This is a genomic window from Seonamhaeicola marinus, assembly GCF_008085455.1.
The window spans coordinates 541,946-567,340 of sequence record NZ_VSDQ01000679.1 but is presented as its reverse complement, the minus strand read 5'-3'; the positions used below and the strand labels follow the sequence as shown (position 1 = coordinate 567,340).

21 protein-coding genes are annotated in these 25,395 nt (G+C 34.0%); 3 read left to right on the top strand and 18 right to left on the bottom strand.

The window, feature by feature from the left end; genetic code table 11:
- Positions 1–74: 74 nt before the first annotated feature.
- Positions 75–1,094, bottom strand: coding sequence for a phenylalanine--tRNA ligase subunit alpha (gene pheS, locus FUA24_RS13610; RefSeq protein ID WP_148543211.1), 1,020 nt, complete (start codon positions 1,092–1,094; stop codon positions 75–77).
- A gap of 258 nt (positions 1,095–1,352) precedes the next feature.
- Positions 1,353–1,709 carry a hypothetical protein gene (locus FUA24_RS13605; protein ID WP_148543210.1) on the bottom strand — a complete coding sequence of 119 codons (357 nt, stop codon included), beginning with the start codon at positions 1,707–1,709 and terminating at the stop codon, positions 1,353–1,355.
- Positions 1,710–1,778: 69 nt separating this feature from the next.
- Between FUA24_RS13605 and FUA24_RS13600 the strand changes: the two genes are divergently transcribed.
- Entirely contained in the window at positions 1,779–2,297 is a 519-nt protein-coding gene (locus tag FUA24_RS13600) for a CvpA family protein (protein ID WP_148543208.1), read from the top strand.
- On the opposite strand, the gene FUA24_RS13595 is transcribed toward FUA24_RS13600, so the two are convergent.
- Genes FUA24_RS13595 through FUA24_RS13575 form a run of 5 tightly spaced genes read right to left on the bottom strand, consistent with a single transcriptional unit; the run spans position 2,294 to position 9,820 of the window.
- Positions 2,294–4,471, bottom strand: a complete 2,178-nt coding sequence (locus FUA24_RS13595) for a PepSY domain-containing protein (protein ID WP_148543206.1) — start codon at positions 4,469–4,471, stop codon at positions 2,294–2,296. The genes FUA24_RS13600 and FUA24_RS13595 overlap by 4 nt on opposite strands.
- A 9-nt stretch (positions 4,472–4,480) precedes the next feature.
- Complete coding sequence (locus FUA24_RS13590; RefSeq protein ID WP_246147053.1) at positions 4,481–4,963, bottom strand: DUF2271 domain-containing protein; 483 nt, start codon at positions 4,961–4,963, stop codon at positions 4,481–4,483.
- A gap of 5 nt (positions 4,964–4,968) precedes the next feature.
- Positions 4,969–6,444: an ankyrin repeat domain-containing protein gene (locus tag FUA24_RS13585; RefSeq protein ID WP_148543204.1), complete on the bottom strand. Its 1,476-nt coding sequence runs from the start codon at positions 6,442–6,444 to the stop codon at positions 4,969–4,971.
- 11 nt (positions 6,445–6,455) lie between these two features.
- Positions 6,456–8,879, bottom strand: coding sequence for a TonB-dependent receptor (locus tag FUA24_RS13580; RefSeq protein WP_148543202.1), 2,424 nt, complete (start codon positions 8,877–8,879; stop codon positions 6,456–6,458).
- A 35-nt stretch (positions 8,880–8,914) separates the two neighbouring features.
- Positions 8,915–9,820, bottom strand: a complete 906-nt coding sequence (locus tag FUA24_RS13575; protein ID WP_148543200.1) for a DUF6607 family protein — start codon at positions 9,818–9,820, stop codon at positions 8,915–8,917.
- Between the two features lie 98 nt (positions 9,821–9,918).
- Between FUA24_RS13575 and FUA24_RS13570 the strand changes: the two genes are divergently transcribed.
- Together FUA24_RS13570 and FUA24_RS13565 are read left to right on the top strand one after the other, a co-directional pair.
- On the top strand, positions 9,919–12,003 hold the full coding sequence (locus FUA24_RS13570; protein ID WP_148543198.1) for a TonB-dependent receptor plug domain-containing protein: 2,085 nt from the start codon (positions 9,919–9,921) through the stop codon (positions 12,001–12,003).
- Between the two features lie 9 nt (positions 12,004–12,012).
- Positions 12,013–12,630, top strand: a complete 618-nt coding sequence (locus FUA24_RS13565; RefSeq protein WP_148543197.1) for an HmuY family protein — start codon at positions 12,013–12,015, stop codon at positions 12,628–12,630.
- A 171-nt stretch (positions 12,631–12,801) separates the two neighbouring features.
- Here the strand turns inward: FUA24_RS13565 and FUA24_RS13560 are convergent, their stop codons facing one another.
- From FUA24_RS13560 to FUA24_RS13510, 11 genes are all read right to left on the bottom strand, one after another.
- Positions 12,802–13,431 carry a carbonic anhydrase family protein gene (locus tag FUA24_RS13560; protein WP_148543195.1) on the bottom strand — a complete coding sequence of 210 codons (630 nt, stop codon included), beginning with the start codon at positions 13,429–13,431 and terminating at the stop codon, positions 12,802–12,804.
- A 19-nt stretch (positions 13,432–13,450) separates the two neighbouring features.
- Positions 13,451–15,313: a SulP family inorganic anion transporter gene (locus FUA24_RS13555; protein WP_148543193.1), complete on the bottom strand. Its 1,863-nt coding sequence runs from the start codon at positions 15,311–15,313 to the stop codon at positions 13,451–13,453.
- Between the two features lie 14 nt (positions 15,314–15,327).
- Positions 15,328–16,005, bottom strand: a complete 678-nt coding sequence (locus FUA24_RS13550; RefSeq protein WP_148543191.1) for a DUF2490 domain-containing protein — start codon at positions 16,003–16,005, stop codon at positions 15,328–15,330.
- Positions 16,006–16,036: 31 nt separating this feature from the next.
- Positions 16,037–17,635 carry a SulP family inorganic anion transporter gene (locus FUA24_RS13545; RefSeq protein WP_148543189.1) on the bottom strand — a complete coding sequence of 533 codons (1,599 nt, stop codon included), beginning with the start codon at positions 17,633–17,635 and terminating at the stop codon, positions 16,037–16,039.
- A 93-nt stretch (positions 17,636–17,728) separates the two neighbouring features.
- The gene (locus FUA24_RS13540) at positions 17,729–18,025 is read right to left on the bottom strand and encodes a hypothetical protein (protein ID WP_148543187.1); all 297 of its coding nucleotides are present in this window, start codon (positions 18,023–18,025) and stop codon (positions 17,729–17,731) included.
- A gap of 54 nt (positions 18,026–18,079) precedes the next feature.
- Complete coding sequence (locus FUA24_RS13535; protein ID WP_148543185.1) at positions 18,080–18,838, bottom strand: tetratricopeptide repeat protein; 759 nt, start codon at positions 18,836–18,838, stop codon at positions 18,080–18,082.
- Positions 18,839–18,866: 28 nt separating this feature from the next.
- Positions 18,867–20,642: a BatD family protein gene (locus tag FUA24_RS13530; RefSeq protein WP_148543183.1), complete on the bottom strand. Its 1,776-nt coding sequence runs from the start codon at positions 20,640–20,642 to the stop codon at positions 18,867–18,869.
- 16 nt (positions 20,643–20,658) lie between these two features.
- A complete protein-coding gene (locus FUA24_RS13525; protein ID WP_148543181.1) occupies positions 20,659–21,573 on the bottom strand; it encodes a tetratricopeptide repeat protein in 915 nt (304 codons plus the stop codon).
- A gap of 50 nt (positions 21,574–21,623) precedes the next feature.
- A complete protein-coding gene (locus FUA24_RS13520; protein WP_148543179.1) occupies positions 21,624–22,667 on the bottom strand; it encodes a vWA domain-containing protein in 1,044 nt (347 codons plus the stop codon).
- Positions 22,668–22,691: 24 nt separating this feature from the next.
- Positions 22,692–23,696, bottom strand: a complete 1,005-nt coding sequence (locus tag FUA24_RS13515; protein WP_148543177.1) for a vWA domain-containing protein — start codon at positions 23,694–23,696, stop codon at positions 22,692–22,694.
- Positions 23,693–25,384, bottom strand: a complete 1,692-nt coding sequence (locus tag FUA24_RS13510) for a BatD family protein (RefSeq protein WP_246147052.1) — start codon at positions 25,382–25,384, stop codon at positions 23,693–23,695. The genes FUA24_RS13515 and FUA24_RS13510 overlap by 4 nt, the downstream gene beginning before the upstream one ends.
- Positions 25,385–25,395 lie beyond the last annotated feature (11 nt).

Sequence of the window (25,395 nt, the reverse complement as noted above, 5' to 3'; positions counted from 1 at the left end):
TAGTACTTAGAGCTAAAGATAACAATCTCCTTGCTGCGCGAAGTTTGCAACTTCGCAATACAATATTCGCCTAACTACAAAGCACTCTTAAACTGCTCCAAGAAACGCACATCGTTTTCACTTAATAAACGGATATCTCCTATTTGGTGCAATAACATTGCAATACGGTCTATACCCATACCAAATGCAAAACCAGAGTATTCTTTAGAATCTATACCACAGTTTTCTAAAACATTAGGATCTACCATACCACAACCCATAATCTCTAACCAACCTGTACCTTTGGTAATACGGTAATCTGTTTCAGTTTTTAAGCCCCAGTATACATCTACCTCAGCACTTGGTTCAGTAAATGGGAAGTACGACGGACGTAACCTGATTTCAGACTTTCCGAACATCTCAGTAGTAAAGTATTGTAATGTTTGCTTTAAGTCTGCAAAACTCACATCTTTATCAATATACAAACCTTCTACTTGGTGGAAAAAACAGTGTGAACGTGCAGAAATAGCCTCGTTTCTATACACACGCCCTGGAGAAATAGTTCTTATTGGTGGCTGATTATTTTCCATGTAACGCACCTGTACAGAACTTGTATGTGTACGTAATAAAATATCTGGATCTGTTTGAATAAAAAAGGTATCCTGCATATCACGTGCAGGGTGGTATTCTGGTAAGTTTAAAGCTGTGAAGTTATGCCAGTCATCTTCAATTTCTGGTCCTTCACTTACGTTAAACCCAATACGCGAAAAAATATCAATAATTTGATTTTTAACGATTGAAATAGGATGACGTGCCCCAATTTCAATAGGCTCACCTGGTCTAGATAAATCACCGTAAATGCCTTTTACCTCTTCTTTACTTTCTAACTCGTCTCTTAAGGCTTGTACTTTTTCTTCAGCTGTTTTTTTCAACTGATTTATAGTCTGACCAAACTCACGCTTTTGCTCATTAGCAACGTTTTTAAACTCCGCAAAGTAATCGTTTAACAATCCTTTCTTACCAAGGTATTTTATACGGAATGTTTCTACTTCCTCTTTTGTTTGCGCTGAAAACGCTTCGGCTTCTGCTATGAGTTCTTTTAACTTATCAATCATGACGTTTTATGCTGAATTTACTTGTGCTGAATTTACTTGTGCTGAATTTACTTGTGCTGAATTTATTTCAGTATCTCAGTATCTCAGTACCTAAAAATAGATGGCAAATTTAATTAAAAATTCCTCATTACGAGTCGGAAACGACGAAGTAATCTTTAAAAATGGAAAACTTGGGTTTATATTTAAAGATAGGATGAAGATAACAACCAACTTCTCGATACAATTCCGATTACAATCGGAATCACCCGAAGTAACAGCCTAATTAATGTACTCTGTTTCTACAAAATAATTCACTATGGCTTCTTTCATTAAAACACTTTGCTCACCTGCTTTTAAATGAGGTAGCTGTTCTAACATTCTGTAATGTGGCCAACCATCTGCATCTACATAGTCTAATTCATAATAACCATAGGGTGTAAGAAGTTTGCAAATGGCTATATGCATAAGGTCTAACTTTTGGTCTTTTTTAAAGGTCCTCTCTAGTTGTCCCAGCTCTTGAACACCTATTAAATAAATAATTGCATCTAAATCTAGGGTATCGCCATCTGCAAATTGGGTAGACAATTTTTCTACCACCAGTTCCCATCTATCTTTTAATTGTTGATCTCTAGACATACTAATTTTTAAGTTGCAAAGTTAATAAACTAAATACTTGTTATTTATATTTGCTTAAATTGAATTATTATGGGTGTAATAGACATTGTTTTAGGGGCTTTAATACTGTTTGGTTTAATACGCGGCTTAATGAAGGGGCTTTTTGTAGAGGTGGCGTCTTTAGTTGCTTTAGTTGCCGGAGTTTATGGCGCTATACACTTTAGTAATTTTGCAGCAGAGTTCTTAACCGAAAAGGTAGAATGGAACGAAAAAACCATAAACATAGTAGCCTTTGCCATTACATTTGTGGTTATTGTTTTGGCCATTGCTCTTGCAGGTAAAGCACTCACAAAATTAGCCGATTTTGCTGCCCTTGGTATTATTAACAAGCTTTTAGGTGCTGCGTTTGGTGCACTTAAAATTGCTGCCATTCTCAGTGTTGTTCTTATAATTTTTGATCGGTTTAACAAGACCATTCCGTTTGCTGATAAGGAAGATTTAGAATCGTCTATTTTATACCAACCTGTAAAGAATTTAGTGCCAACAATTTTCCCAAGCATTTTAGGAGATACAAATGATGATGCTGAGGAAGAACAGCAATCTGCTTAGTAACAATCACTTTTTATTTGTCCGTTGTTTAGATAATACTGTGTCGACTCGGGTAATACCTTTTCTAAAGCTTTTAAAATAGCTTTATACATAGCTAAAGAACCACAAATCATAATAACGGCGTTGGCTTCCATAGACTCAGTAATAAATGCTCTATCTCGCATAATATAATCTTGCACATACCGCTTTTCACCTTCTCTTGAGGTAGCCAATTCCAACCTACTTAATTGTCCAGTTGAACGTAATTGTGCTATTTGAGATCTATACAGTTCAAAAGAGTCTTGAGTTCTTAATCCGAAGTACAAATGTGTTTCTACACTCTTATTTTGAGAGAGCATCCCTAAAAAAGGGGCGATACCTGTTCCATTGCAAATCATGATGACTTTAGATGCATTTTTAGGAAAATGAAATGCTGTGTTTTTCACTAATCTTGCTTTTAGTACTTCATCTTGTTCTAAAGCATTTATGAAACCTGAACCTAAGCCGTTGTTATGAAGTTTAACACTTAACTGCACATTGCCAGTTACTTTTCCGATGGAATACAATCGTTCGCGATAATCGCCTTTAGGATAAATGGCCAATAAATCTCCCGAAGTAAATTGCTGAAAGCTTTTTGACTGAAGTGTTATTAAAAACGTATCATCGGGATTGTCTTTTGTAACCGTTCTGTCTATTACCTTAAACTTTTTGAGCCTTTTAGGCGCCAACATTAAGTCCTTTTCTGGAATAGAGATAGAATTCCCTGTAACGTTATTCCAGGCATTAAGCCATTGGTTAAATGCTTCAATAGATTTATCATTAACGGTATGAACTGGTAAAAGCTGTTGGTGTTTTTGTTGAAGTGCCTTATCTACATCAAATGCAAATTTGCAAAAATCTGGATATGCTAAAGAACCAAAACCTACCACCGAAAATTCCAAATCCGAAGTATTACTTAGTACATTTAAACGATCTAAGAACTTATCGGCATTGGTTGGATCATCACCTTCGCCATAGGTTGCTGTAATTACCACTAATTTTTTGGCCTTTTTATAGTTTTCAAAAGCGTTCATTTCGGTAATAAACACCTTTTCTCCTTGGGCTATTAATTGTCTGTAAAAAGCATTGGCGTATGTAATGGTACTTCCGTTTTCAGACCCAACAAGCACAATTGTTGTTGCTTCATTAGCCTTGAATTTATTTTTCAGTTTAGCTTGTCTCCGCTTTAGCGTCATTGCAAAACCAGAGTATACAAAGAAGAGTATATTAGCGGTTGCGATAGCCAAAATTATAGACCATAACATACTACCTTTTCCTGTATGTAGATTTAAACTTAAGACTGAAAATTGTTCGACTTTTGCAAGCTCAATGTTACTAATTACATCACCCGTAAGCTGATTTACTAGCAATTCTTTATCATGGAGTTTTAGAGTGAAATAATCTTCGACCTCTGGTGAAAAGGGAAACTCAATTCGTTTTACCTCCGATAGTTTGATACTTTTAAATACTTCAAATTCTGAAGGCAGCACTTTTGGAGATACTTTAAGTGATTCAAAGTTTACTGTATGTGTTATTTTATGTTCTGGAAGTGCGTTAAACTTTTCTAAAGACAAGTAAACACCAGTAATGGTAATAATAAGTATTGGAATTAATGATAAACGCCCCAATACCACATGCCAATATTGGTTAAAATCCTCATTAACAATTTTTGAAAAAAATCGTCTTAAACCTCTTTGGCGTTTTATAATTAAAATACTTCCTGTTAACGCTATTAAGAAGAGTAAAAAAGAACATAAACCCACAAAAAAGCGACCAACACTTTTTAAAAATAGTGACCTGTGAAAATTTGTAATCCACTGAAAAAAAGGTGATGCTTTTAGTTCCTCCCCTAAATACTCGGCTGTTTTCGGATTAAAATAGCCGCTTAAATCACTCCCATCATTGGTAAAAACTGAAGCAATAACAAAGTCATTTTCATTAACTTTTATATCAATAATCTCTGGATATTTCTTTTGAAATACGCCCAGCATTTCAGCTAAAGATAGATGATTTATATCTTCAACATTATAGGGCTTTAACTGTTCTGAAATAGGCTGAAATGCTAGAATTATTCCTGTTACAGACGCTAATACAATAAAAACGAAAGAAGATATAGCCAGTACTAAATGGCTATATCTCCAAATTGAAATGGTCATACGTATTGTTTAATTAGGCATCATTCTTATATATCGGATAAAGCCTTTGCCCTCATGCTTAAGTTTAATATTATCTGAAGTTAATGGGAATTGTACATCACTAGTGTAATATTCTGAGTCTTCTACAGCAGTTTCAAACCTTATGCTATAACCAGTGTCAATTTTAGAATCTTCAATATGAATTACTTCTATAGAACGCTCACCACCAGCCACAGTAGCACCTGTAATAGCGTCAATATTATGGCGCTTTTTACCATAAAATTGCCACCATGATTCAACAGTGTTATACCATTCTGGGTCATCTCCCTTTACATATAGGGTTTTTTCATATTCACCCTCTGGATTTATTAATGAAATAACCACATAAGCACCTTCACCATTGTAGTTCGTCATTTGAATCATACACTTATATTTTGTGGATGTTATGACTCTACTAACGGATAAAAGCCCCAAAGTTAAACAGCCGAATAGTACTAAATATTTAAATTTCATATGGTCTATTTTAAAAATTCCAAACTCACTTTATGCTTCTTTAAAAGCTCATTTTCTTTGGCTAAATCAAATGCCGATTCCTCAAAGTCTGTTGTTATGGTTTTGTCTGCACCTTGCTTTAAAAGAAACTTTAAGATTTCATCATCTTTTGCCTTCATTGCGGCCAATAGCAATGCTGTGTTACCCTCGTTGTCTTTAGCATTAATATCTTGATTCATTTTAGACGCCAGCCTCATTAAATCAATGTTATTTTTTTCAACAGCATAATGATACCATGTTTTTCCATTTTTTTGAGGTAATTTAATATCAACTCCTGCGGTTTTTAAAAGGGTCATTTTTTGAGGAAAATCTTTTGCGTTTTTTTGGGAGTATCCTTCTAAGAGGTAATGGCTTATATTATGTCCTTTTTTATCCAATTGCTTCGCATTACCACCATTGTCTAATAAAAACTTAATCATTTCGGGTGTATTACTTTTTACAGCCAACATTAGTGCTGTTTGCCCTTTTTTATTGGTTTGATTAATATCTTTAACGTGTTTGAACAGGAGCTTTAAGATATTAAGATTATTACTCTGAGAGGCGTTCATAAAGGCGGTAACTCCAACTTTATTCTTGGCATTTACATCTACACCTTTGCTAATAAAATAATTAATGACTTCTTCATCTTTACCCCATGCAACTTGATGTAATGGTGTTGAACCATCTACCTCATTTATTACATTTGGATTTAAGCCTTTACTTTCCAGATATTGATATACCTTTAATCTGTTCTTCTTTCCTCTGGTGCCATAAGCAGCAAATAAAAAGGCGTTGTCGTTACCTGCTAATCCTTTGTTTAACAGTTGATTTAGTAATTCAATATTTCCAGATTTTGCCGCGTAGTTAAAAGCGTCATTACCATATTTATCAGTGCTAGCAATATCTAGGCCTTTTGATACAAAATACTTGGTTATTGATAAATCATCATCTTTAACAATTGCCATTAAAAGAGCATTAGCATCAAAGTATCCCAAATCCTTTTTTAAATCGGCACCGTGAGCTAAACAAAGGTCATACACTTTGGTATTCTTTACACTTGCATTTGCCGCGAAGTTTAATATGGTAAAGCCATGATCATCAATGATATCTGTCTTGGCACCATTTTTCAATAAATAGCTCATTAACTGATCATTACCTTTGTAAGCAGCCCAAAAGATATAGGTTCTACCATCATGTGTTAATTTGTTTACGTCATTACCTTCTTTAGACATTAGGTGTTTTATTGACTCGTTTGACGCATTTTCTAAAATAGCATAAACCACAGCATCAAAATTAAAAGGGTTTGCCTGTGACGGACTGTTGCCTTCTTTAATTTTTGCATCTATAATAGTTGGTGTGGGATTAGTTTTCCAGAAATCTCTTTTCCAGAAAATATTTTCAGATTGCCCATATAAACTGGTTACAACCACAAAATAGATTAGTATAACTTGAAGTATTTTCATCTGTTTCTTTTTTAAAATTTATAACGAAGTGTTGTTCCAAAAGTGGCTGGGTCTATCCTATTTATATAGGTAGTTCTATAAGCATTATACCCCAATTCATTAAACACATTATTTACAAAGACATCTAAACTTAGTTTTGAATTAAACTGGTAAGACGACTGTAAGTTTACGGTTGTATATGCTTTTAAATCAAATGGCTTAACTCCCGGTTCTACACCAGTGTGCGTATAGTTTCTAGACCATACATTATGCGGTCGTTCTCCTAAGTAATAAACTCCTGCTCCTAAAGACAGTCCTTCTAAAGTGTTTTTAAAACTATATCTAGTCCATAAATTTGCTGTATGTTTAGGCGTATTTAGTGGGCTGGAATTATAATAATAACTAACATGATCTTTGTACTTAGCATCTAAGTAAGAATAGCCAGCAATTACTTCTAAATTTGGTAGCACTCTACCAATTAATTCTACCTCAACACCATTTCGAGTGTCTTCACCACCTTTCATGTAATACCCTAAAAATGTTCCATTGGTATCTAAAACCTGAAGGTTTAGGTTTTTGCTAAAGGTGGAGAAGTAGGTAACATTAAAACGTAGCGCATTATCTAACCAAGTTGATTTTATACCTGTTTCAAACTGATCCCAACGTTCTGTGCCCAATTCATTTCCGTCTATATCGGTGTAAAATGAAGTCCAAGGATTAGAACTACTTGCATAAGATCCAAATACAATAATGTTTTTGAATGGTTTAATATTAAATCCTACCAAAGGGTTAAATGCGTCATCTCGTTTAGCCCCAGCTAAAGTTCTTCCAATAAAATCACCCTTAGTTCTTTCTAACGATGTGTAGCGTAATCCTAGAAACACATCTGCCCATGTAGTTAAGGTAATTTTATCTTGAATTGTAAATCCATAAGATTTTGTTCTTGAACCACTAGTTCTATCTGGATTCTCAGAAACGCTTACACCACTTGGCAATGTATTATCAATAGATTGTAATACATCAATAATATCCACATAAGGATTAGTAGTCGGGTATTCTGTAGTATACGCCGTATTATCAAACTGTGTATTTCTATAATCTACACCTACTTGAAAGGTATGTTTTATTTTACCTGTTTGAAGGTCTTTCCCTAGTAAATCTATTTGTAAAACACTGTTTTTATCTAATCTTCCATCACCATAATACTCACGATATCTTTGTCCGTCGGGGAGCACATCTAAACCTGTTCTTCCGCCACCTTGGTAAACATAGGCAGCCTCTGTATAAGTTTCTAAATTAGATGAAAATAACCCTGCTTTTATACTTAGCTTATCACTAATTTCTCTTTCAAACCTAATAGCATAAGTAGTATTTACAGAATTGTATCGGTCTGAATCAAAACCAAGGAAGTTGTTATCTGGTAATTTATAGATGCTGTTTGTGGCATAATCACCCAAATTAATGGTGCCTTGATCTGGAGTAACACTATCATCTGTATAGTCCATTTCTAAGTAAATGGAAGTCTTATCGTTTGGTTTCCAAGCTAAAGACGGATTAATATATAAACGCTCAGAATTTACATGACTCCTGTAGCTATCAGCTCTTTCATAAGATCCCGCAACTCTAAATGCAAGGGTTTGCTTTTCGTTTAAAGGACCATAAAAATCGAATGTTGGTCTTACTTGTCCAAAACTTCCAACCCTTAAACTTACTTCTCCGCCATCATAGAATTTAGGCGTTTTGGTGACAATGTTTATAACACCTCCGGCAGACCCCAAATCTCCACCAAGACCTTGACTTATAGCTGAAACACCCTTTAAAACTTGAATATTATCTACACCGGCCATATCGGTAACCACACCAATACCTCTAAAATCTGAATTAATTCTAACTCCGTTCTTTAAAATGGGAATTCCTCGGTAACCTCGTAGAGACATACTTTCTCTAATATTTCCGTAGGTAGCAAAGGTGTAAACTCCGGCTACGTTTTTGGTAACATCACTAAGGCTTAATGCATTTTGTTTATCAATTAATGTATGTGATAGTACCGAAATACTCTGTAGTTGCTCATTAGGAGCTAGAGGCAATCTTGTTAATGTTTCTAATTTCTCTGCCCTTTTGTTTCTTGAGCCAAAAAGCTCAATTTCCTCTAATTGCGTATTGGGCTTTAACTTAAATACAATGGTCCCTATATCTCCTGTTACATTAATAGTTTGCGAACTCTTATAATAGCCAACGGTACTTGCTGTTATGGTGTATTTGCCTAGAGGTACATCTTTAAGAATAAAAGTTCCGTCTTCATTAGAAGAGGCACCTATACTTGTTCCTTGTAGATAAACGTTCGCAAACGGAATAGCTTCATTGGCTTCGTTTTTTATTATTCCCTTTAAGGCAGCTTGTCCAAGAGCGGTATATGCACAACTCATTACTAGTAATAGTGCTAGTATTTTTCTCATTTTAAAGTGGTTTTGGAAAGTATTTAGATTGTGAATTAATTGATCACGAAAGACTCTATGACGCTATTTATAGCTTCAGTTTTGCTGTTGTCTTCCGAAAATAAGTGCTTGTAAAGCGGTTTGTTTTCAACTTTGCTTTTTAAAGCTAAATTTTTATGCCTATTGTAAACACTAGACCATTTGGAGCGCACTAAACGCCATTTTTGTTCGTGTTCTTGCCACCATTTAGCTGCTGCATTACACTTGCTATCATCTACTTTCACATAAGTATTATATCCTTTTTCTTTAGCTAAAACCACATCATCTGTTCCTGATGTTCTAATAATTTTGGCATTGTCTTGGTCATGCAACCATCCGTAATTGGTAATCTCGTGTCTGTTCCCTCTTTTGGTAATGTTATAATCACTTCGTTTGGTGTATTCTCTTCGAGGTAGTGGTGCATTAGTTGTATTTTCCCAGAAACTTTTGCCATCAACATGTACCCAAGTAGCGGAACCTTCATATCTAGGGCTATCATCTACTTGATATACCTTCTGTGTCCATTGCCCCTTAACATCAGATTTTGACAGGGATTCGTAATTCCAAGTATTATCTCCATTAAACATGTAAAAGTTGGTGTTCTCAAAAATCCAATCTTGGCGCCAGTGTTTAACTATATGAGGTTTAGAAGGATCTCCTACCTGTAGCAAATGTTGAATAGAAATTTTGTTTTTTTCATCTTCAATTAGTTGTGCCCACTCCAAACCTTTAGCAATTTTAGTTTCTGATGGTTTATATAAAGAATCTTTACTATAGTTAAAGGTTTCGGTGAAATTAAAAGTAACCTCAAAACAACCACACATTTTCTTTATGGCCTCTTGGTCTTGCTTCTTTTTGTTTTGAGCATTTGCATTTAAAACAAAAGCTAAAATCATAACGGATAAAACTGTTAGTCTTTTCATTTTACAATTAATGGTTTTAAAAAATAGATTTAAATTTGTTATTCTTATTTAGACTTATTTAAAATAAGATTATATATTTGCGGCAAATATAATATGGAATGAGTCTAAATAAAAATAATTTTCTCTTTTATTTTTTTCTTTTAAACACTGTTTTTCTTTCTGCCCAAGAGTTAAATACTGGTATAAAGGATTCTACGTCGGTACAAGATTTAGATGAAGTAATTATAAGTGCAACCAGAACAGAAAGACAATTATCGTCTCTTCCTCTGCCCGCACAAATTGTTAGCAAAAAAGATATCCAAGCTTCAAACTCTGTAAGGTTAAACGATATACTGAATGAGCAAACGGGTTTAATTACCATACCCGATTTTGGAGGAGGAGAAGGTATACAGCTTCAAGGATTAGATTCGCAATACACGCTAATGCTAATTGATGGTGTTCCTATGATAGGACGTTCGGCTGGTACTTTTGATCTTAATCGTTTAACTGTTGGTAATATTAAGCAGATAGAAATAGTTAAGGGTGCGTCATCAAGTCTTTACGGCAGTGAGGCTCTGGGAGGGGTTATAAATATCATTACTGAACGTCCTAAAAACGGTTTTAACGGTAGCTTAGATTATAGAATAGGAACCTTCAATACCGGTGATTTAAATAATTCCTTAAGCTATAAAAAGGGCAAATTTGGTATTAGTACATTTATTAACCGATATTGTAGTGATGGTTATGATCTAGACAAAAGTGATGCTTTAAAAACGGTAGACCCCTTTTATAATTACACATTTAATTCTAAGATTTCTTATTACCTTAACGCTAAAACCGACATCTATCTTTCAGGTAGGTTTTATACACAAAATCAAGATTATATTCCTTCTGAGACCTTATCGGGCGAAGCGGATGTTAACGAATGGAATGCCCATTTGAAAACTTCTCATAAGTACAATTCTAAATGGCACAGCTACTTTGAGTTTTATGCTACGCGTTACAAAGCAGACGAATTTTTAGATGAGAATAACGGCAATCGTTTTAGCGAAAGTAGTTTTAATCAGTTTTTAGTTAGACCCGAATTTAGAACAACGTTTAAACTAAATGATATCACCAGCTTTATTACCGGTTTTGGACTAACTCATGAAACCTTAAATCGTACTGATTTTATTGAAAAACCAGTATTCAATTCTCCCTATTTATATGCCCAATACGACGGAAACTTAAATGAAAATATAAATCTAATTGTAGGACTCCGTTATGATGATCATAATAAGTATGCATCTCAACTAAGTCCAAAAGCAGCTATTAGATACGAATTGACTAAAAAACTAGCCATTAAAGGATCTGTTGGGTATGGGTTTAAAGCTCCAGATTTTAGACAGCTATATTTTGATTTTACCAATTCTTCTGTGGGTTACACGGTTTTAGGATACAATGCCTTAACGACTGCAATACCTCGATTAGATACTCAGGGTGAAATTAGAACCCTAGTTATTCCCGTTTCAGAATTTGAAAATGATCTGAAACCCGAAAGTTCTGTAGCTTATAACTTTGGTATTGACTATAATGCTTCTTCAAAATTTAAACTTAGCTTAAATCTATTTCGGAATGATGTTGAAAACCTTATAGACACTCGCGTTATTGCTAACAAAACCAACGGGCAAAACGTATTTAGCTACTACAATGTTCATAAAGTTTACACACAAGGTTTAGAGTTTAACAGCTCTTGGAAACCCAATAATCAGTTAAAAATTTCTGGGGGCTACCAATTACTTTATGCTAAAGACAAAGAGGCCAATGAAGCTTTTAATAACGGGAATGTTTTTGCACGGTTAGCACCAAATACACCTTCGGTTCAACTTAGTAAAGGCGATTATTTTGGATTATATAATAGGTCTAGGCACATGGCCAACCTGAAGGTGTTTTACACTTTTGAAGAGCTTGGTTTAACCTCTAATGTAAGAGCCACGTACCGTAGTAAATATGGCCTATTTGATAGTAATAACAACAGTTATCTAGATGTTCATGACACTTTTGTTAAAGGCTACGCCATAATTGATTTAGCTTTAAATAAGACCTTCTTTACAAACTACCAAATAGGATTTGGTGTTGATAACCTTTTCCACTTTAGAGACACACAAAATATAAGCAACATTGCTGGCCGTATTATTTACGGAAAACTTAACATTCAATTTTAATATATAACTATGAAAACTTTGAAACTATTAACTTTATTAGCACTATTTATTGGGTTATCATCTTGTAGTAACGATGATGACAGTCCAACGCTATTGGAAACTGAATCCAAGACCATTACAAATTTAGCAGCAGTGCAAACATCAGATTACACTACAAACCCTCCTACCATTTCTGGAGAATTTACAAGATTTTCTTTTGCATCAGGTGCAACCACAACTGGTAACGATTGGGATATAGCATTTAGAGGAACCACCGTTTTAATTAATGGAGGCGTATCACAAGGTGCTACTAATGAGCCTAATCGTTCTGGAAACGGCGCGGCTTATATTGCAAGCGGAACTTTGGCAGGAGTTGTTAACGTAGACGCTTCTTTGCTGTTACAAGACAGTGCTTCGGGATTAGCGATACCAACAGGTAGTGATAATGGATGGTACAATTATTCGGGACATCCTACTCATTTAATCACGCCTTTAGCCGGAAAAGTCTTAGTGATTAAAACAAACGATGGAAAATATGCTAAAGTGGAAATATTAAGTTATTACAAAGATGGGGACACTTCTAGTGATTCGCAACATTATACATTTAGTTATGTTTATCAACCTAATGAAGGGGTTACTACATTTTAAATGCCTGAAGCAAACTCTAACAATTAAAACATGAGGAAACGTGCAAACTATTTCCTTATTGTAAATCTTAATCTACACATAATTTTTATTTCAATTAGCATCCCGAAACTATCATGCAAAAAGCCACCTTTTTTTGAGGTGGCTTTTCTATTCTGTTTATTACGTTGATTCTTAAATCATCTCCACTTTTCCAGAAGATAACATATACACGCCTCCAAGAATCTGAATTTCTCCATTAGCTTCCATTTCTTTTAAGATTGGGCTACGCTCTCTAATTCTTTCTATAGTTAACTTTACGTTATTTTCAACTGTTTTAGCAACAAATTCTGCATTCGAAGAATTTGCTTCTCCTTCAACCTCTTCCGAAGACTGTTTTACCGCTGGTAAAATGTTAGATAATAAATGCGTAATATTACCCAATTCTACACCATCACACGCTGCTTTTACAGCTCCGCAGTGCTCATGTCCTAATACTAACACCAATTTACTTCCTGCCACTTTGCAAGAATACTCTAAGCTGCCCAAAATATCTTCGTTTTCAAAGTTTCCTGCTACACGAGCAACAAAAATATCGCCAATAGCTTGGTCTAAAACTGTTTCTACTGGCACTCTAGAGTCTATACAAGATAATACCACAGCCTTTGGAAACTGTCCACCAACAGTCTGCTCTACTAAAGCACCGTTATCAACTGCTTGACCTTTTCCTTCAATAAATCTTTTGTTTCCGTCTAATAAATCTTGTAGAACACTTTGAGGTGTTAATGTATCTTGAACTGCTTTTGTAATGGCTACGTTTTTCATAATGTCTTATTTTAAGTTGTTAATACTTATCTTTTATATTTTCTTTAATCCATTGTAAACATTCGTCAAATGTTTTAAAAATATGCTCGTTTGGAACTAAATCTGGAATAATATCAATACGTTCCATTAAATAACGAGGCTGGGGCAATAGATCTACAATTAAAAATTGCACCCCATTTTTTCTTAAATCGAGAAGTATATCTTCTAAAACATACAGGCCCGATTGGTCCATATACTGCATTCTTCCAAATCTAAGAATAACAGTTTTTGCTGTGGAAGGAATTTGAGCTGCCAGTTGTTGAAAATCGTTTGTAGAACCAAAGAATAAAGGACCTTTTATATGTTTAATAAACACTTCTTCCTTTAGATTTTCAGGGAACCCAATCTCGTCTTCCCAGGCTTCTTCTTTTAAAGGTTTAACATCGGATAATTGCGCGGTAACATGTCCAATTTTTTTCATGAACATTAAAGACGAAATAACCAAACCAATACCAACAGCAAAAATTAAATCCCAAAACGTTGAAAGTAGTAATACAATAAACATGATTAACACTTCCGAACTCAAACGTATTGGACCAATCTTTATGTCTCTTGGCATACTTGGGATAGCTTTTAAGCCTTTATAATCCATAACGCCTATACCAACTGTTAGTAAAATACCAGCTAGTACCGCAGTAGGAATTTTAGAGGCTATACCACTAAATCCTAAAAGGATAATAAGCAATAATACCCCAGCTATCATTCCAGATAATTTTGTCTTACCTCCAGATTGAATATTTACAACCGTTCTAATGGTGGCTCCTGCACCAGGGATACCTCCAAAAATAGATCCAATTGTATTTCCAATACCTTGACCAACTAATTCTCTATTGGGTTTATGTTTGGTTTTGGTCATATTATCGGCTACAACACTTGTAAGCAATGAATCTATAGCTCCTAATAAAGCTAGCGTTAATGCTGTAAAGAAATAGGGCATAACACTACCCAAACTAAACTCCGCAAACATTTCTAATTTGGGTACGGGAAATCCGCTTGGAATTTCTTCTATTGGTCTATAATCTAGACCAAAACCTAGGGCAATCCCAGTCATAACTACCAAGGCAACTAAGGTACTAGGTACAGCTTTGGTAATACGCTTAAATCCGTATATTATAACTATTGTTCCTAAGGCTAAAGCTAACTCTAACCAATTAATATTGGAAAGCGCTCTTGGTAATAATGTTATAACACTTTGAGGTTTTTTGGCTTTACTTTTAGCAATATTCTTAGATTCCTTTACTATATCTGCATCTGTAATATGTTTTGCATCATCTATAGTTTCGTTTAAAGCGTCTAAAACCAAAGTCTTATCACCTATGTTTTCTTCTAAAACATTGCTTAACAAATTAGTTTTTGCCTCGGCTTCAAAAGTTTGTACAAATTCTGCATCCTCATTAGGATAGTACCCAATAGCTGGTAGAATTTGCGTTAGTAAAATAATAACTCCTATAGCTGTCATGAACCCAGAAACTACAGGGTAAGGAATATATCTTATATACTTACCTAATCCTAAAACTCCCAAACCTATTTGCATTAAACCAGCTAAAAGGAATACCATTAATATGGCTGGTAATGCCTTTTCAACATCGCCATCATTAGCAGCAATAATACTTGCAATGACCACCATACTTACCGCAGTCATTGGGGCTGTTGGTCCAGATATTTGTGTATTAGTACCTCCAAAAAGTGCCGCAAAAAAGCTTATAAAAATAGCGCCATACAATCCTGCACTGGGACCTAAACCAGAAGATACTCCAAAAGCTAATGCTAGAGGTAATGCTACAATTCCGGCAGTAATACCGCCAAATGCATCTCCTTTTATGTTTGAAAATAGGTTTTTCATTTAAGGTTAACTCGTTATATATTAACAAATGCTATTATATTGACTTGATCTCTTCCAGAGTTTTCAAAAAACTGGTTCATATAGCCCAGTTCCAATCGCAACCCTTTTGAGACTGTATATCCTAAACCACCATACACCCTGTTTCTATCAAAAACTGAGGATTCGGTGTTTAAAAATATTTCATTGTAAGCCGATAAATAGAATTTACTATCTTGTTTTTCTTTTGTTTTAAAAGGCACTTTAAAAGCCAGGAAGTATCTAAATCTCATTTTAAAATCGTCTTCTACAAAACGTTGTTCAAAACGATAGCGGTGACTTAAACCTACGCTTCCTATTTTTTGTTTAGAGATAAACTGCTGAAAAATTCTATGTTCATTTACAGATACTTTATCATCTGTATCACCAACATAATTTTCGGATAAGATATACCCATAACCCAATAAAACATTGTTTTTACCTTCGTTAAACGTATAACCTAATCCAGTTCTTAAAAGCAACTGCTCCAAATCTCCAACAGCATCATAATTTCTGTACTGCACCTCATGATGCAAATTCCATTTGTTATTTAACTTCTTGCTTCCTATGTAAATAAGCCAGTTTCCTAAATTACTTTCCTGACCAAAACTTAACAAGGGAAAACATACGATAGCAACTAAAAGTACGATTTTAGTCTTTGAAAATTGTTTAATCATTTTCACAATAAAATTTACCTGTAGTGTACTATTAAGCTGGATATTTTCTCTTTATTTCTCTTTTAAAGAACTCAATATAACTCTTAGGATTTTCCTCAATACCCCTTTCTGAAATTAATTTAACGGTTACATTTCTTTCTCTTGCTTTTAATCCGAAGTCTTCAAGAATTTCTATGATGTCGTTATCTAAATATCTCGTTTTAGTTACGTCTAATTCTAAAAACGAATCTGCAGGAATATTATCAAGTTCTTTTAAGATAGCTCCTTTGTTAAAGAATGTTACCTCCTCAGCTAAAGTCATTTTAATTCTACCATCATCAACATCTTCTCCTTCTTTATGTAAGAAGTGAGAGTTTTGGTAACTCTTAATCATAATGATTAAGATTCCTACTACTAAACCTAAGAAGATACCCCAAAGTAGATCTACAAATACAATTCCTAAAATGGTTACCATAAAAGGCACCCATTGTTTCCAACCAAGACTAAACATACTTTTAAATGTAGATGGTTTTGCAAGCTTAAATCCTACAATGAATAATACGGCCGCTAAAACAGATAACGGAATCATATTTAATAATTTAGGAATAACTATTACAGAAATTAATAAAAAGAAACCATGAATAATGGCAGACATTTTTGAAACACCACCAGATTGAATATTCGCAGAACTTCTTACAATTACCTGTGTAATAGGTAAACCTCCAATCATACCAGAAACAATGTTTCCTGTTCCTTGTGCAAATAGCTCTCTATTAGTTGGTGTTACATTTTTATGTGGATCTAACTTATCTGTTGCTTCAACACAAAGTAATGTTTCTAAAGACGCAACCAAAGCAATAGTGAAACCAGTAATCCAAACTTCCATATTACCTAAGGCTCCGAAATTTGGAAAGTTAAACTGACTTTTAAAGCTATCAAAACTATCTGGTACTGGTACTGATACTAAGTGACTAGACTCTAAATTCATAGAACCGCCTTGCGTAACGACATAAAAAATAATACCTACAACAACAGCTACTAATGGTCCTTGAACTAACTGAAATATTTTCCCTTTTTTTGAAAGTACATTAGACCATAAAATTAAAATAGCCATAGCAATCAGTGCAATTACGGTTGCACCAACGCTAATGTTACCACTAATTAGTGCGTTAATTGCATTTAAAAGTTCTGTAATTGTATTTTTTCCATCAACTTGAAGAAAGGCAAAATCACCTTGAGGATTTTTATCCATTCCGAAGAAATATGGAATTTGTTTTAAGATGATAATGATTCCGATACCAGTTAACATCCCTTTAATTACAGAGGAAGGGAAGAAATACCCAATAATACCTAAGCGTAAAGCCCCAAATACTAATTGAATAATTCCTCCTAAAACAACGGCCACTAAGAAGTTTTGATAGCCTAAAGAATTAATGGCTACTAAAACTATTGCAGCTAAACCTGCCGCCGGACCACTTACACCAATGTTAGAACCACTCATGGCACCAACAACAATACCTCCTACAATACCAGCTATTAGACCAGAAAAAAGAGGTGCTCCACTTGCTAATGCAATACCTAAACATAAAGGTAATGCTACGAAGAAAACGACAATACTTGCCGGTAAATCATTTTTAATTGTTTTAAACATAAAATAAATAATGGTAACCCTATTTTTAATTTAAGGGTTGGTTAAAAAATAATCTAAGGCCTTTTTAAGGAAAGCCACTAAATCGGAATTTATTTATGTTAAATCGGGAGGGGGAGCAATAAAATTTAAATGCGGTTTAGGGTAGTTTTTATAAACATACTCTAAATGGTCTTCAGTTTCTTTTTGTGCAAATGTTGATTCTGTAAGAGGTGTTTCAAAAAACAATTTTTCGTAGTCTTTGTTTTTTTCATTACCCTTTTCTTCTTCTTCTGGAGAAGCATAAAATACTGAAACGTCTATGTCATTATCTATTATGGTTAGAATTGTTGGCGCTGTTAAAAACGCAACAAAAACAACCGTAAAGAAAATACATATTAAACGTCTTGTCATTCTAAATCACTTTGCTAGAATAACAAATATATGTTTTTAATTGTTAAATAAATATTAAAAAGCCTTCAACAGTTTGATATCGTCAGAAATGACCCAACCTGTTTTACCATCGGCAAGTTCAATTTTCTTCCAATCGTTGTAATCATCAATAACTTGCACCTTAGTACCTTCATGTAACCTAAAGGCTTCCTCGCTTCTTAGATTAGGATCGCTTTTCACTTTTGTTTCCTGAACAAAAACAATTGCAGGATTATCTTTTTTATCTAAATTAAACCTGTGAAAAGCAAAGATTAAAGTCACACAAACTAAAAATAGGGCAGCAAAACTGCCAACAAATGTAAGTCGTTTAGTTAACGTGGAATAGGCAAAATAGTAAACTAGAAATAAAATAACAAAACAGAAAACTAAGGCCACAGATACTTTGGCCCAAGTATCAAATGTTAGCGCATTGGTTGTATTTTTTACAATTTTAGAAAACCCAGCATCTGGAATAACATCAATAGCGTCAATAGTCATGTTACGAGCAAATGCAATATTATTTTTTATTTCTGTGTCATCCGGATTTAACATTAGCGCCTTTTCGTAGTAATAGATGCTCGGAGCAATATTATTAAGCTTATAATGAGCATTAGCCAGATTATAATAAAGATTAGCTGAATGCTTTTTAGATTTTAAAATGGCGCTATACTTATCAACCGCTTCGGCATATTTACCTTCATTATAAAGTGCATTACCCTGTTCGAATAATGTTTGATTTTGGGCAGAAATGCCAAAGCTCGAAAAAGTAATTAATATGTAAATTATATATTTCATTAGACTCTTCACTTTGTTCTGAATGACACTATCGTGCTTGTTTATCGATTAAAGAAATGGTTTTGGCCGCCTTATCATAATCTTCTTGCATGGTAACATTGTCTATTGGGGTATATCTTGCCAATTCACAATTCTCAATAATACCAATGAAATCGGTTATAACATTATCTTCAACTTGCTTTCCTTTTAAGAGACTTATAAATTTATCTTTGCTAAAATCACTCGTCTCTATATGTAATTTTGCCTTTAGGTAATTATGAAGCGCCTTTTCTAAAGCTATATAAAAAGCTTCCTTTTGTCCCAAAGACTTTTTAGCGTTACTCAAATACTTTTTAGCCAATCTATCGGCTTTTCTAATTCTGTTTCCATGAACATCTGCATCTCTGCTGGCCTTTTTCTTTCTAATAATTATTGCTAAAGGAATAGCCAAAAATGGCAACAGCAATAAGCTCCAAAAGGTTCCGGTTTTAAAGAAATGACTGGTTGTCATACTTTGAAATCCTGACTTGGTTTTTATGAAAGAAAATTGATCGGAATTAGCCACAACAGCCTGTTTATTTACATTGGCCACGGCACTATTATCTGTAGAGGCGGTTGTTGAAGCTGGTCCATTTAAAACGTTAATAACGATTTCCTCTGAAGATAAACGTTTATATGATTTTGTCTTTAAATCGAAATAAGAAAACGAAATACTAGGTATTGGGTATTTCCCTTTAAACTGAGGCACTACCGTATAACTATCCGAAATGCTACCACTCATACCCGACAGATTAGTTCGGACTTTTTCGCTGTGTTCTGGCTCATAAACTTCTAAAGAGCTTGGTAATGAAATCTTAGGAAGCTTGAATAATTTTAAGTTACCTTTTCCTTTTACATTTACTTTTACTTGTAATGATTCGGTAGCATCTAACTCGGTTTTAGAAGCAGATACGTCTAAATTAAAATCACCCACTGCTCCAGTAAAATCAACAGGTTTACCTTCTTCGGGTAATGGTTTTACAGTAATTACTCTTTTACCTGCAGAAACTGTTCTGTTAACCCTTGCCATAAGCCTACTTCCAAAAATATCGCGTCTATTAGTTGGCACTCTTAACGATACATTTAAGCTTAAAGGTTCAATTTCTAACTTGCCCGTTTTTTGAGGATAGAGTACTACTTTTTTATAAAGTAATGTTCTATAATCCTCTCCTTTATATTGTGTATTAGTAACTTTTTCATTTTGAGCATCTAAGTTGTTACTCCAAAAGTCATTATATCTAGGTGTATCAATTTCATTTAAATTATCTGCAGCTATCTCTGGTGAGATATAAATTCTATATAACACCGTTATAGCTTCGTTTAAATACGGATTAGCATTAGAAACTTCAGCGACTAGGTGGATGTTTTTAGAGGCTATATAGTTTGGATCATTTGGATCTTTTGGAATATCCACAGCAGCAGTAACCTCTATTTTTTTAGGTGTAGTTTTATAGGTTTCGCCTTTTATTTCTATGGTTGCCTGCCCAATAGTAAAAGTTCCTCTTTTTTTAGGAGCTAAGAAGTAGCTGTACGTTTTATTATAGGTTCTAACACCATTAACCCAAGAATTGCTTACCGATTGATTAGGGCCACCAATTACCGTAAAGTTGGAAAAACTAGGCGGATTAAAATTATCGCCGTCTTCATTCATTGTAAAATCCACACGTAAACGCTCATTAACCCCAAGTTTGCTTTTACTTACTTTAGAGTCGAACTTTACTTGTGCCAACGCTACACTTGAAATGAGTAGAAACAGGAGAACCGCTATGTTTTTAGTGAACTTCATTCGCTATAATTTCGGTTTACCAATCTTTATCTGTTTTAACTTTTGCGCCTTTTCCTTTCTGAACATTCATTTTCTTTTGAACTTTCTGTTCTTGATTATTCATGGCATCTAATAAGTTTTTTATTTGCTGAGGAGACATTCTACCTTGACGAGGCTTAGGCTTTTGTTTCTTTTCATCCTCTTCTTTATCCCCATTTTTCCCCTTGTCGTTTTTCTCATCTTTAGGGTCTTTATCATCATTATCCTTGTCGTCTTTATTATCTCCCTCATTATCTTTAGGATCTTTGTTTTCATCTTCTTTGTTATCGCCTTCCTTTTCTTTTTGATCCCCTTTATCGTCGTTTTCTTTTTCGTTTTTATTGTCTCCTTTGTCGTCTTTATTTTCTTTGTTCTCGTCTTCCTTATTCTCTTTATCCTTATCGTCCTTGTTTTCCTGATTATTTTTATCGTCTTCGTTTTGGTCTTTGTTCTCTTTTTCTTTCTGAGCACACTCTTTTGCCAAAGCCAAATTATACCGCGTTTCGTTATCTGAAGGATTATTTCTTAAAGCACTTTTATAAGCTTCTACAGCCTCAGTACATTTTTCTCTTTGCATTAAGATATTACCAATATTATGAAATGCCTTATGCTTATCCGACTTAGATGTAGCATTATTAGCTGCCTGTTGATGACGATATAACGCTTCTTCTAAGTTGCCATTATTATAATATGCGTTTCCTAAATTGTAGTTACCCTCAACAGATTTTGAATGCTCAGAAATAGCTTTTCTGTATTCTACTTCACCTGAAGTAAAATCTTCTGAGACTACTTTATTTCCTTCATACACATAATTATTTGCTTTTTTTAAAGCCAATAATTGCGCCTTGTCTTTGTCTTGCGCAAAAGATAAAGACACAAACAGTGTTAATATGATTAGTAGTAAACGATTCATTTCTATTATTCTAAAATATAAAACCTTATTTTTTTTCTTCGTTAAAGAATTTATAAATTCTCATTAAATAAATTCAGCTTCTTTAACCATGCTGTTTTACGTTCTAACAAGAAAATATCTAACAACAAAAAGAAGATCCCGAAACCAATAAACCATTGAAACTGGTCTTTAAAATCTGAAATTTGTTTAGCTTCAAATTCGGTTCTATCCATGTTAGTTAATATTTCCTTTATACTTTCTACAACCTTTTTCGTATTATTCCCATTAATGTAAACACCATTAGCTTCATCTGCAATGTCTTTTAGTGTGTCTTCATTTAAACGCGTTATAACCGTTTCTCCTTCTCCATCTTTCTTGTAATTTAGAACTACCCCATTTCTTTTAATAGGTATAGGTCCTCCTTTAACATCACCAACACCAATAGTAAAAATTTTAACCCCTTTTGCTTCATGTACTTCTTCTGCGGATCTTAGTCCAGCATCTCCAAAATGATCTTCACCATCTGATATAATAATTAAAACTCTGTTGGTTTGCCCTTCATCATCAAAATAGGTTTCTGCTAATTGAATAGCGCCGCCTATTGCTGTTCCTTGAGATGAGAGCATATCTGTATTCATGCCTTGCAAGAACATTTTAGCCGAGGCATAATCTGTTGTTATTGGTAACTGGGGAAAAGCTCTACCAGCATATGCAATAATACCAACGCGGTCACTGGCCAAATTATTGATAATCTGCGTTACCAACTGTTTTGATTTTTCTAAACGATTAGGGGCTACATCTTCGGCTAACATACTTTTAGAAACATCTACCGCAAAAACGATATCTACACCTTCACGCTTAATAGTCTCTAACTTAGTACCTATTTTAGGATTAACTAAAGCTAATACAAAACATAAAAAAGCTAAGCTTAAAACTATTATTTTTAAAACCGACTTAAATAGTGATGTATTCGGACTTAATTTTTTTAATAAGGTTTTATCAGAAAACTTACGTTGTGTTTTATGTTTCCAAATTTGGAGCACCAAAAAGAGTACAATTATTACTGGAATAACCAATAATGCCCAAAACCATATTTTCTCTTCTAATTGATACACTTAATTAATGTTTATCTTTTTCAATTACACAAAACTTCTAAAAATTGAAAATCTAAGCAGTAACTCTAATAATAAAAATACACCTGCTAATAACACAAGAAACCTGTACTTCTCTTCATAGTTATAAAACTTAAACTCTTCTATTTCAGTTTTTTCAAGCTTGTTTATTTCGTTATATATTTCTTCTAGTTTTTTATTGTTCGTTGCTCTAAAGTATTTCCCTCCTGTAGCAGTTGCTATATCCTTTAAAAGCTCTTCGTCTATTTTCACTTGCATTCTACTATATTGAAAACTACCATTAGCCAACAGTCCACTTGGAGATAATGCCATACCATTAGTTCCTAAACCAATTGTATACACCTTAATTCCGTATTCTACAGCTAACTCACTTGCTGTAAGCGGATCTATAAAACCTGCATTGTTTTCACCATCTGTAAGTAGCACTATAACTTTACTAGACGCCTTACTGTCTTTTAATCTATTTACCGAAGTTGCTAACCCCATTCCTATGGCTGTACCACCTTGAATGATGTTATTATACCTCATACTTTTTAAAGACTTTAAAACGATAGTTTTGTCACTTGTAATTGGTGTTTTGGTATAACTTTCTCCAGCGTATTCTACAATTCCTATTCTGTCGTTTGGTCTGCCTTTTATAAATTCTGCAGCAACTTTTTTTAAGGCTTCTAATCTATTTGGTCTTAAATCTTTGGCCAGCATACTAGCGGAAACATCTACAGCCATAACAATATCAATACCCTTAGTCGTTTTTGTTTTAGTAGAAACATCTACGGTTTGAGGTCTTGCAATTGCTGTTATTAAAAGTGCTAAGGCAATAAGCCTTAAAGCAAACAATACATGCCTTAATTTAGGCAACCATGAATTGGTTACTTTAAATCCTTTTAAACTGGATATTTTAAGTTCAGCAGTTTGTTTGTTATGTTTAAAAACATACCACAGTATTGCTAAAGGAAGAAGCAAGAACAACCAAAACCACTGTTTATTTAAAAACTCAATTCCTTCTATCATTTGCGCTCTTCTTTTTTAAGTTCAATAGAATCTAAAATTCGCTCTATAATTTGGTCTGCGTATATGTCATTTTCTCTCCAAGTAATTAAGACCTGTTGCATAACATTTTCTGAAACAAAGCCCAAGATGGCATATTCCCCTTTTTCGAATTTACCTGTATTAGGAATCGGCATATCTAAAGTTCCAAAAACCTTTAATCCTTCGGCTCCATTTGGGGTAACATACTTTTCGCTCTTGGTAAACATGTTTTTAGCTCCAGCATTTTCTATTGTTTTTAAATTACCCTCTATTGCCTTTTTTATATCCAGCTTATTTTCGCCTAAATTTTTATATCTAGATGTAGCAACAACAACATTAAATTTATCTATTAAACTACCGTAACCAAATGTTGTTAACTCTACTTGCTGAGCTAGTTCTTCTGGTATTTGTGCTTCTATTCGTTTTAAAACTTTGGGTGTTGTAATTGTAATTGGAGGAAATCCATATTCGCTTGTTACCCAATCTCCTTCTAATAATTCCTTACTATCATGCCCAATTATAGTATCTTTTACATAATCAAAGCCATATTTAAAAGAGAAACCAGCAATTGTAGCTAATAATAGGAATGCACTAATAGCAACCGTTATTATAACTTTTTTACGTTGTTTTTTTCGCTCTTGTTCTTTTCGGTACTCTTCATCTAGTAACTTTTCTTCTTCAGACGGTTCTGGTAATACTTCTCGAACATGGTCTATTTCTGCATCAATAGTGTTTCTATCTAGCTCTGCTAAAGCCACATCTGGAGCAGACTTTGCAAACTTTACTAAATCCGCACGTTTCAAGATGCTTTCTATATTTTTAATGGTCTCACTGCTCAAATCAATCTGATTACCATCTTTTAACAATTTAAGTTTTGAGATAAGCTCGTCTGTTGTACTTTCTAGAGAATGATCATAAACCTTTTCGTCTAGGTACTTTCTAATGATTAGTGTTAACTCCGAATAGTAAGGTTTTAATTCTTCATGCTTTAAATAATGACTATCATCTAATTTCTTTAAAGCTAATTTTGCTCTATCATAAGGAGGTAATAGCGCTATTTGCTCTTCTTCAGTTAATGGCTTTTTACGCCAAATGAACCACCATAGCACAGCGCCCACTATGCCAATAATTAAAAGCGTCACTAAAAGGTACTTCCACCAATTACCGCCTTTTTTCTTAACCTCAATAAGTGGCTTTATATCGTAAAGTCCCTGTTTAGTTGTATCTACGAGAATATTGTTAACCTCAACTTTTAAAGAATCTGTGAAGAATGTTTTATCTCCAACAACAATCTTCTGTCTCGGAATTGTATAAGAACCAGAATCAAATTGGGTTAATCCGTATCTTTTAATTAGGTTGTATTTATCCTGATTCTTAAGCGTATCAATAGCATAAGAATCTATCATTTCTAAAGGTGAAAATGTTTGTCCTTCCGGAAACACAACCAAGTTGGTTGTATCTGTTTCAACTTCTACCCTAAATGTGATTTGTTCACCAATTTTTATGGATGTTGAATCTATTGATGATGTAACTTGACCGAATGAAACAAAAGAACATAGAAAAAAGAGTAAAGAAAAGTAGCTCGAAGCTCTAAGCCCAAAGCAAGAAGCTTCCTTTCTTCTACTTTTCAGTTTTAAATTCACTTTATTTTTCATTTTTAAATTCTTCATACTTCTAACTT

Excerpts from the sequence above, each read along its gene's own strand:
- pheS (WP_148543211.1), bottom strand. The coding sequence starts at position 1,094 with ATGATTGATAAGTTAAAAGAACTCATAGCAGAAGCCGAAGCGTTTTCA.
- FUA24_RS13605 (WP_148543210.1), bottom strand. The coding sequence starts at position 1,709 with ATGTCTAGAGATCAACAATTAAAAGATAGATGGGAACTGGTGGTAGAA.
- FUA24_RS13600 (WP_148543208.1), top strand. The coding sequence starts at position 1,779 with ATGGGTGTAATAGACATTGTTTTAGGGGCTTTAATACTGTTTGGTTTA.
- FUA24_RS13595 (WP_148543206.1), bottom strand. The coding sequence starts at position 4,471 with ATGACCATTTCAATTTGGAGATATAGCCATTTAGTACTGGCTATATCT.
- FUA24_RS13590 (WP_246147053.1), bottom strand. The coding sequence starts at position 4,963 with ATGAAATTTAAATATTTAGTACTATTCGGCTGTTTAACTTTGGGGCTT.
- FUA24_RS13585 (WP_148543204.1), bottom strand. The coding sequence starts at position 6,444 with ATGAAAATACTTCAAGTTATACTAATCTATTTTGTGGTTGTAACCAGT.
- FUA24_RS13580 (WP_148543202.1), bottom strand. The coding sequence starts at position 8,879 with ATGAGAAAAATACTAGCACTATTACTAGTAATGAGTTGTGCATATACC.
- FUA24_RS13575 (WP_148543200.1), bottom strand. The coding sequence starts at position 9,820 with ATGAAAAGACTAACAGTTTTATCCGTTATGATTTTAGCTTTTGTTTTA.
- FUA24_RS13570 (WP_148543198.1), top strand. The coding sequence starts at position 9,919 with ATGAGTCTAAATAAAAATAATTTTCTCTTTTATTTTTTTCTTTTAAAC.
- FUA24_RS13565 (WP_148543197.1), top strand. The coding sequence starts at position 12,013 with ATGAAAACTTTGAAACTATTAACTTTATTAGCACTATTTATTGGGTTA.
- FUA24_RS13560 (WP_148543195.1), bottom strand. The coding sequence starts at position 13,431 with ATGAAAAACGTAGCCATTACAAAAGCAGTTCAAGATACATTAACACCT.
- FUA24_RS13555 (WP_148543193.1), bottom strand. The coding sequence starts at position 15,313 with ATGAAAAACCTATTTTCAAACATAAAAGGAGATGCATTTGGCGGTATT.
- FUA24_RS13550 (WP_148543191.1), bottom strand. The coding sequence starts at position 16,005 with ATGATTAAACAATTTTCAAAGACTAAAATCGTACTTTTAGTTGCTATC.
- FUA24_RS13545 (WP_148543189.1), bottom strand. The coding sequence starts at position 17,635 with ATGTTTAAAACAATTAAAAATGATTTACCGGCAAGTATTGTCGTTTTC.
- FUA24_RS13540 (WP_148543187.1), bottom strand. The coding sequence starts at position 18,025 with ATGACAAGACGTTTAATATGTATTTTCTTTACGGTTGTTTTTGTTGCG.
- FUA24_RS13535 (WP_148543185.1), bottom strand. The coding sequence starts at position 18,838 with ATGAAATATATAATTTACATATTAATTACTTTTTCGAGCTTTGGCATT.
- FUA24_RS13530 (WP_148543183.1), bottom strand. The coding sequence starts at position 20,642 with ATGAAGTTCACTAAAAACATAGCGGTTCTCCTGTTTCTACTCATTTCA.
- FUA24_RS13525 (WP_148543181.1), bottom strand. The coding sequence starts at position 21,573 with ATGAATCGTTTACTACTAATCATATTAACACTGTTTGTGTCTTTATCT.
- FUA24_RS13515 (WP_148543177.1), bottom strand. The coding sequence starts at position 23,696 with ATGATAGAAGGAATTGAGTTTTTAAATAAACAGTGGTTTTGGTTGTTC.
- FUA24_RS13510 (WP_246147052.1), bottom strand. The coding sequence starts at position 25,384 with ATGAAGAATTTAAAAATGAAAAATAAAGTGAATTTAAAACTGAAAAGT.